Source organism: Lactobacillus rodentium (genome assembly GCF_003423665.1).
Taxonomy (GTDB): domain Bacteria; phylum Bacillota; class Bacilli; order Lactobacillales; family Lactobacillaceae; genus Lactobacillus; species Lactobacillus rodentium.
On sequence record NZ_BFBY01000028.1, the window covers coordinates 1 to 756 of the forward strand.

The 756-nt window shown below is 48.1% G+C and carries 2 tRNA genes and 2 rRNA genes; all 4 read left to right on the plus strand.

From position 1 onward, the window contains the following. A 16S ribosomal RNA gene (locus LrDSM24759_RS07595) occupies positions 1-184 on the plus strand; the annotation flags it as partial. 139 nt (positions 185-323) lie between these two features. Next, positions 324-398, plus strand: a tRNA-Ile gene (locus tag LrDSM24759_RS07600). A gap of 36 nt (positions 399-434) precedes the next feature. Then, positions 435-507, plus strand: a tRNA-Ala gene (locus LrDSM24759_RS07605). Between the two features lie 140 nt (positions 508-647). Next, positions 648-756, plus strand: a 23S ribosomal RNA gene (locus LrDSM24759_RS07610); the annotation flags it as partial.

Consider the following 756-nt stretch of genomic DNA (forward strand, 5'->3'; position numbering starts at 1 on the left):
GCACGCCGCGGTGAATACGTTCCCGGGCCTTGTACACACCGCCCGTCACACCATGAGAGTCTGTAACACCCAAAGCCGGTGAGATAACCTTTATAGGAGTCAGCCGTCTAAGGTAGGACAGATGATTAGGGTGAAGTCGTAACAAGGTAGCCGTAGGAGAACCTGCGGCTGGATCACCTCCTTTCTAAGGAAGGCGAAGATGATGGAGAGTGCGAGAGCACTAAGAAGAAGTCATCAGAAAGCCAAACGGAAGCACACTTGAGAAACTTTGTTTAGTTTTGAGGGTAATACCTCAAAAAAACTTGAATAACGCCAAGCGAATCGGGCCTATAGCTCAGCTGGTTTAGAGCGCACGCCTGATAAGCGTGAGGTCGATGGTTCAAGTCCATTTAGGCCCATTCGAAGCAGAAATGCTTTGAGCCAATATGGCGAATGGGGGCTTAGCTCAGATGGGAGAGCGCCTGCTTTGCACGCAGGAGGTCATCGGTTCGATCCCGTTAGCCTCCATAGAGAATTGAGGAATCAGTTCTCGAAGAGTTAGTACATTGAAAACTGAATATAATCTAGCAAAAAACCGAGACAATCGTAAAACAGATTGAAAGAGCGACCGAGAGAGAGAAAACTCTAAATAAAAAAGACTTGAAATAGGTCAAGTAGAAAAGGGCGCATGGTGAATGCCTTGGCACTAGAAGCCGATGAAGGACGTGACTAACCACGAAAGGCTTCGGGGAGCGGTAAGTACGCAATGATCCGGAG